This window comes from Nostoc sp. 2RC, from assembly GCF_014222165.1.
GTDB classification, from domain to species: domain Bacteria; phylum Cyanobacteriota; class Cyanobacteriia; order Cyanobacteriales; family Nostocaceae; genus Nostoc; species Nostoc linckia.
Genome location: NZ_JACKZU010000427.1, coordinates 1 through 6564, shown reverse-complemented (window position 1 = coordinate 6564; position 6564 = coordinate 1). Strand labels below are relative to the sequence as shown.

General features: G+C 43.0%; 3 protein-coding genes. 1 reads left to right on the top strand and 2 read right to left on the bottom strand.

The genetic code is table 11. From position 1 onward, the window contains the following. Positions 1-3520 (bottom strand): cobaltochelatase subunit CobN (gene cobN / locus GNE10_RS30445; protein WP_260447093.1); only part of this gene is annotated, 3520 nt, incomplete at its 3' end. A 302-nt stretch (positions 3521-3822) separates the two neighbouring features. Here cobN and GNE10_RS30440 point away from each other — a divergent pair. Further along, the gene (locus GNE10_RS30440) at positions 3823-5961 is read left to right on the top strand and encodes a GAF domain-containing sensor histidine kinase (protein WP_185569535.1); all 2139 of its coding nucleotides are present in this window, start codon (positions 3823-3825) and stop codon (positions 5959-5961) included. Positions 5962-6167: 206 nt separating this feature from the next. Here the strand turns inward: GNE10_RS30440 and GNE10_RS30435 are convergent. After that, positions 6168-6564: YheC/YheD family protein (locus GNE10_RS30435; protein ID WP_221643041.1), on the bottom strand; the 397-nt coding region annotated here is incomplete at its 5' end.

The following is a 6564-nucleotide window of genomic DNA, read 5'->3' as shown; positions in this document are numbered from 1 at the left end:
CTTTGTTTGTGTCCTCGTGTCCTCCGAAGTTTGGATCGGAGGAAGCCTCCGCTCCAACTTCTCTCCGTGTCCCCGTGTCCTCTGCTCCTGAGGAATAGGCGTAAGAACTCCAGTTGATGTAGGCGCGGGCTAGGTCTTGGTCATCTGTCCAGTTTTGCGATTCTATTAGACCTTGGAGTCCAGCACCGTAAGCACCTGGGCGAGAACCAAAAATGCGATAAAGCGATCGCTGTTTTGCTGTTTCTAAAGTTAAACCTTGTTGAGTCCACAAATCAGTCTCTTGGCGAACTGCAACGGCCAGGGGATTTTGTTCTGGGGGTTCATCCAGGTTTGCCACGGCTGTCACTGCTTGAGCGAATAAATCTATTAAGTTGGGAAATGCATCCCGAAAGAATCCGGAAATTCGCAACGTCACATCCACGCGGGGACGCCCCAAAACTGCCAGAGGCAAAATTTCAAAATCCACAACTCGCCGTGCTGCACCATCCCACACGGGTCTGACTCCCAGTAAAGCCAAGGCTTCAGCAATGTCATCGCCTCCAGTTCTCATGGTGGCAGTTCCCCACAATGATAATCCTAGTGTTTTTGGATACTCACCATGTTCTTGGGTGTAATATTCAATCAGGCTTTCAGCTGCTTTTCTACCGATATCCCAAGCTGTTTCCGTGGGGATAGCACGAATATCTACAGAGTAAAAATTTTTACCAGTTGGCAGAACTTCTGGACGCCCACGGGTGGGTGCACCAGATGGGGCACTCTTGACGTATCCGCCATTAAGTCCGTGTAATAAATGGCTGATTTCTTGGTGAGTTTGTTGTAAAGCAGGAAGCAAACGATGGCGTATCCAATTTAGGGTAGTGGGGAGTGGGGAGTTGGGAGTTGGGAGTGGAGAGTTGGGAGTGGGGAGTGGGGAGTTAGGAGTTAGGAGTGGAGAGTTGGGAGTGGGGAGTGGGGAGTTAGGAGTTAGGAGTGGAGAGTTAGGAGTGTTGAATTCTGAATTCTGAGTTCTGAATTCTGAATTCTGAGTTCTGAGTTCTGAGTTCTGACTGATGAGTTGTTCTACTAACACCGCTGCGTGTTGTTCTAGGACTTCAACAATATCACCGTTGGTGCGACATTCTGTGCCATTGACTACTGAATATTCACCACTAGTGATGGATGGGTCTGCGGTGAGGGGGTCGAAGTCTAGACCCCAATCTTGGGCTATGGCGCGGGTAATGCCTACAGAATAGCGATTGGGTATGCGGGCGATCGCTACTATCAAATCTCTTAATTGCTGTCCTTGGGGACATTGCCCAAAAATGTGTAAGCCATCACGGATTTGAGCTTCTTTGAGTTCGCAAAGATAGCCATCTAATGAATTCAAAATTGATAATTCTGAATTTAAAATTTCTTCGTTTTGAATTCCTAAATCAAGATGTAAATTTTCTTTAAGAATTAATTCCTGGATGCGATGGCGAATTGTTGCTAAACGTGAAGGATCTAAACTTTCCGCTTCATAATACTCATCAATTAAATTTTCTAATTGTTGCAAAGAACCGTAAAGTTCTGCACGAGTCATGGGCGGCGTCAGGTGGTCTATAATCACCGCTTGGGCGCGACGTTTGGCTTGGGAACCTTCACCAGGGTCATTGACAATAAATGGGTACAGGTGGGGAAGTGCGCCGAAAGCTACTTCTGGGTAACAATTACTCGATAAAGCTACACTTTTACCGGGTAGCCATTCTAAATTTCCATGTTTGCCCACATGAACTACAGCATCAGCACCAAAACATTCTCTAACCCAATAGTAAAAAGCCAAATAAGCATGGGTTGGTTCTAAATCTGGTGCATGATAATTCAAACTAGGGTCATTATCATAACCCCTTGATGGCTGAATTCCGACAAAGATATTGCCGAGTTGAATTCCAGGAACGGGAAAGGAGGACGCGGGGACGCAAAGACACTCTGACGCGGAGAGTTCTTTCCCCGCGTCAGAGTGTCTCCCAGTCTCCGCGTCCTCTTCTATCCCCCACCGTTCACTAATACCTTGCCTAACTTGTTCTGGTAAAGAAGCGAAATATTCTTGATATTCTGTCCAAGAGAGACTTTGTTGTACCGGACGCCATTCTCGACTTTCCGGATCGTTGGTGATGCCAGATGTTAGCCGTTGAATCAACTCATCTCCTTGGGTAGGTGGATTTTCCACTTGATACCCTGCTTGGTGTAAAGCTTGCAGGATTCCTGTGCAACTAGCTGGGGTATCAAGTCCCACACCGTTAGCTAGGCGTCCATTGCGGTTGGGGTAGTTTGCCAAAATTAAGGCAATTCGCCTTTCTTGGGGTGGTTTTGAACGTAAGCGCACCCAATTTGCTGCTAGTTGAGCAACGAATTCGATGCGATCGCTCACTGGTTCATAAACTACCACATCTGTTTCTAAATCGGAATTACGAGTTTGCACCGCTTTAAAAGAGACAGCACGAGTAATAATCCGCCCATCTACTTCTGGTAGCGCTACATTCATCCCAATATCGCGGGGAGAAAGACCTTTAAACTGTAACTCCCACTGTTCAACAGAACCCCCACTGAGGATAACTTGCAATACAGGCACATCTAATTTTTCCCACAGTTCGGTTTGAGGTGTCTCGCTCTCCAACCTTGCTAGAGAAAAACTTGTGGTATTCAGCAACAGTGCAATTGCTTGGCCTTCTTTGGGTTGAAAAAATTCACTCAACTCAAGTTGAACATCCGCTTCCCGCAAAGAGGAAACAAAAATAGGCACAGGTTGTAAATTTTTTTGTACCAATGCTTGACATAAAGCATCGATTACCTTGATATTTCCCGCTAAATAATGGGCGCGGTAAAAGAGAATGCCGACTTTGGGTATGGGGTATTGGGCATGGGGCATTGGGCATTGGGCATTGGTTATTCCCCGCGTAAGAGCGTCCCCGTGTCCCCTTATCTCCCCATCTCCCTCATTCCCATGCCCCATAGCCCATTCATACAATCCCACACGTGGAATGCACTGCGGTGGTGGTGGATTGTAGGCAGTTAACAAACAGGTGTCGGCGATAAATTGCAAAGCATGAACAAAATTTTCTACGCCGCCTTGGCTAAAATACTGCCATACCTGGTTAACAATGCCTAAAGACGCGGTAGACTGAGAGATCAAGTCGGGATCGAGACTATCGTCTCCGGGCATTACAATAAGGGTTGTGCCATTACGTTGCACAATTTCCTGCACTACTTCTAAACCATAAGCCCAGTAGGAACGTCCTCCTAAAAGGCGCAGAATTATTACCTTGGCATGTTCTAAAACCTGCTCTGCGTAAGTATCTATGCTTATTTGTTGCTGCAATTGCAACAAATTGGCGACTCTGAATGTGGGAAAGGACGCAGGTAATTTGCCAAGGGCAGCCGCCAGGGTTTGAATGTCGGTATCAGCAGCCGTAATCAAGACCAAAGTGGCTGGTGTTTGCTCTATAAAAATTAAACTTTCTGACTGATTGAATCCACCCGATATGCCACTAATACGATGCATAATCTTGTATTACCGTCTTAAACTATTGGTTAGTACACAATAAAAAAGGAGTCAGAATTCATTAATTTAGAAGACTCCATACATTAAAGTGTGGATTTTTAATAATGAAGAATTCTGAACTTTGTTTCGCCCACAAGGGGACGACGTTTCCACTAATACTCATCACAGACTCAAGCTGTGATTTCTCGTGAATTCTGACGCCTTGGTGGAGCATCTCTAATCTTTGTTCCTGAGTTCTGAGTTTTTTAAGAAAAATAAACTTTCGTCTTTGCATTCAGCCCTCTCTTACAGAATGATTGAAAATGCTGAGTTCTCCAGATTTGAGCCTTTCTCGAACCTTGCCTGTTGTTGTCTTCAATCGGCTAGGGGAATTATTAGAGCAGATGGCTCAAACGCTGGGAAGTCAAGCTGTGGTAATGACAGAAGCTATGTTGGCTTCGATTCGCATACCTGTGGAGTGGCAAAGGCAGAGGTTTACAGTAGTCCTTTCTGAGCAGTTTAGTGTGCTGTTGGTGGCTAATTTGGCAGAAGATGTGGCTTTGGCTTCTCTTTCACAGACGCTAGCGCTAACCCCCAGAGTCAAGGATGAACAAGAACAAGTACCTGCTGAAAACTCAGAATTTAGTACTGAGAATTCAGTACTAGATGCTACATTGACATTTAATTTAGAGGCGATCGCTTCTTTTATATCGGAATTGAGAGACTTGTTTGAGTGCGATTCTGATACTTACCAAAATCTCGAAACCTATCGCCAAGTTATTAGACCTAACGATCCCACACTGCAAAGTAAATTTACACTGTTGTTATTAGAGTATTTTCTAGCTCAGCCAAACCAAGAAATCATATCACCTCCCAGTGCGATGGGGCCAGCTGTTTATATTTGTCAACCAGTAGAAGATGCCCTAAAAAAACAAGTTTCCCAAGAACAGCTGTTAAATCAAGTAACAACGCAGATCCGCAAAAGCCTTGATTTACCGGTGATTATGGCAACAGCAATTACACAAGTGCGTGAATTTCTAGAATTAGACAGATTAGTAATTTATAAATTTCAGGGTTCTCAAGTCAAGACTCAACAATACCAGTTGGATAGTATTAATTTCAATAGTACGGCACTGGCGACAACAGAAGGAATTTTAGCTAGTGGTATCAAACCGGAAATCTCAATTAAAGGAAACCAAGACTTAAATTTTTCTACTGATAACGATAACCGTAGAACCCCAATTTCTGTATCAGTAAATAATCAATCTGTACCAGAAGAATATCAAAATTATCGGGGTTATGTAGTCTATGAAGCCCGTGGTAAAGATGGTATTACATCGGTATTGAATTATAGAGAAAGAAATTGTTTTTTACCAACTTCTCAATGTTGGAAAAAGTATCGCCAAGGCTTTACTTTAGCTGTGGATGATGTGGAAAAAACTTATGCTTTAGAAGAGTGTTTGTTAAATTTTTTAAGGGAATGCCAAGTCCGGGCAAAGTTAGCTGCACCGATTATCTTTGAAGAAAAACTCTGGGGATTGTTAATTGCTCATCAGTGCGATCGACCGCGTCAATGGACTGATAGCGAAAAAAATTTGCTTAGTTCCATCGCCGAACAATTAGCGATCGCTATTCACCAAGCTGAGTTAATGCAAACCCTCACCCAAGAAAAACAAACGCTGGAAGAACGAGTTATTGAACGTACAAGGGCGCTACGGGACGCCTTACTGGCCGCCGAAGCTGCTAGCCGCCTCAGAAGTGAATTTCTGGCTACCATCAGTCATGAATTACTCACGCCTTTAACTTATGTGATTGGTATGTCTTCGACGTTGTTACGCTGGCCTTTGGGTGAATTAAGTCAACGACAACGGGATTATCTACAAACAATCCATGATAGTGGAGAACATTTATTAGAAATGATTAATGACATCCTCGATTTATCACAAATCGAGGCTGGGAAGACAGCTTTAAATATTTGTGAATTTTCTTTAGTGAATGTTGCCGAAAGAACTATAGAATCACTACGGCAAAAAGCAATCAGCCAACAAGTAAATCTGAAACTGGATTTGCAAATCGACCAAAGGCGCGATCGCTTTATCGCTGACTCCGAACGAGTAGAACAAATTCTCTGGAATCTTTTAACTAATGCAATTAAATTCACTCCCGAAAATGGTAGTGTTACTTTGCGTCTTTGGGTAGAAGAAGATACCGCGATTTTTCAAGTCGAAGACACCGGAATTGGCATTCCTGAAGAACAATTACCATTACTATTTGAGAAATTCCAGCAACTCGATACACCCTATCGCCGCCGCTATGAAGGTACTGGACTGGGACTAGCTTTAACTAAACAACTTGTAGAACTCCATCGCGGTCGCATCGAAGTAGAATCAACGGTGAATGTTGGCTCAATTTTTACTGTATGGATACCAACTCAAACAATGAAAGTTAGTGGTGAGTTTTGAGTTAGGAGTTAGGAGTTTGGAGTGAGGAGTTTGGAGTTTGGAGTTTGGAGTTTGGAGTTTGGAGTTTGGAGTTTGGAGTTTGGAGTTTGGAGTTTGGAGTGAGGAGTTTGGAGTTTGGAGTTTGGAGTTTGGAGTTAGGAGTGAGGAGTGAGGAGTTAACAATTGTTCTCCCTTGTCTCCCCATGCCCCATGCCCCATACCCAATATTATTTTGACGCTAAATTTGTTAGCATTTTTTCAAACACTTTCAACACATGTTCTTTACCGTTATCTCTGGTAAAAATAGTGTAATTAGGATGAGAATTGATTTCAATTAACCAATATTGATTATCTTCATCTAAGACAATATCTAAGCCACAATAATCAAGGTCTAATTCTTCAAAAATTGGTCTGGCAAAATTATTAATTTCTGACAATATTTGTGCATCGCTGATATGTTGAGCTTTTGCACCATCCCAGTGGAGAGGACTTAAGTTACCTGTAAAATTTGCGTTACTTATATCTTTTTCATAGAGTAAAACTAATTCTTGATTTAAGAAAATTGCTCTATATTCAGATTTTATATTAATGAATTCTTGAGCCAGAGCAATATAATCATATCTA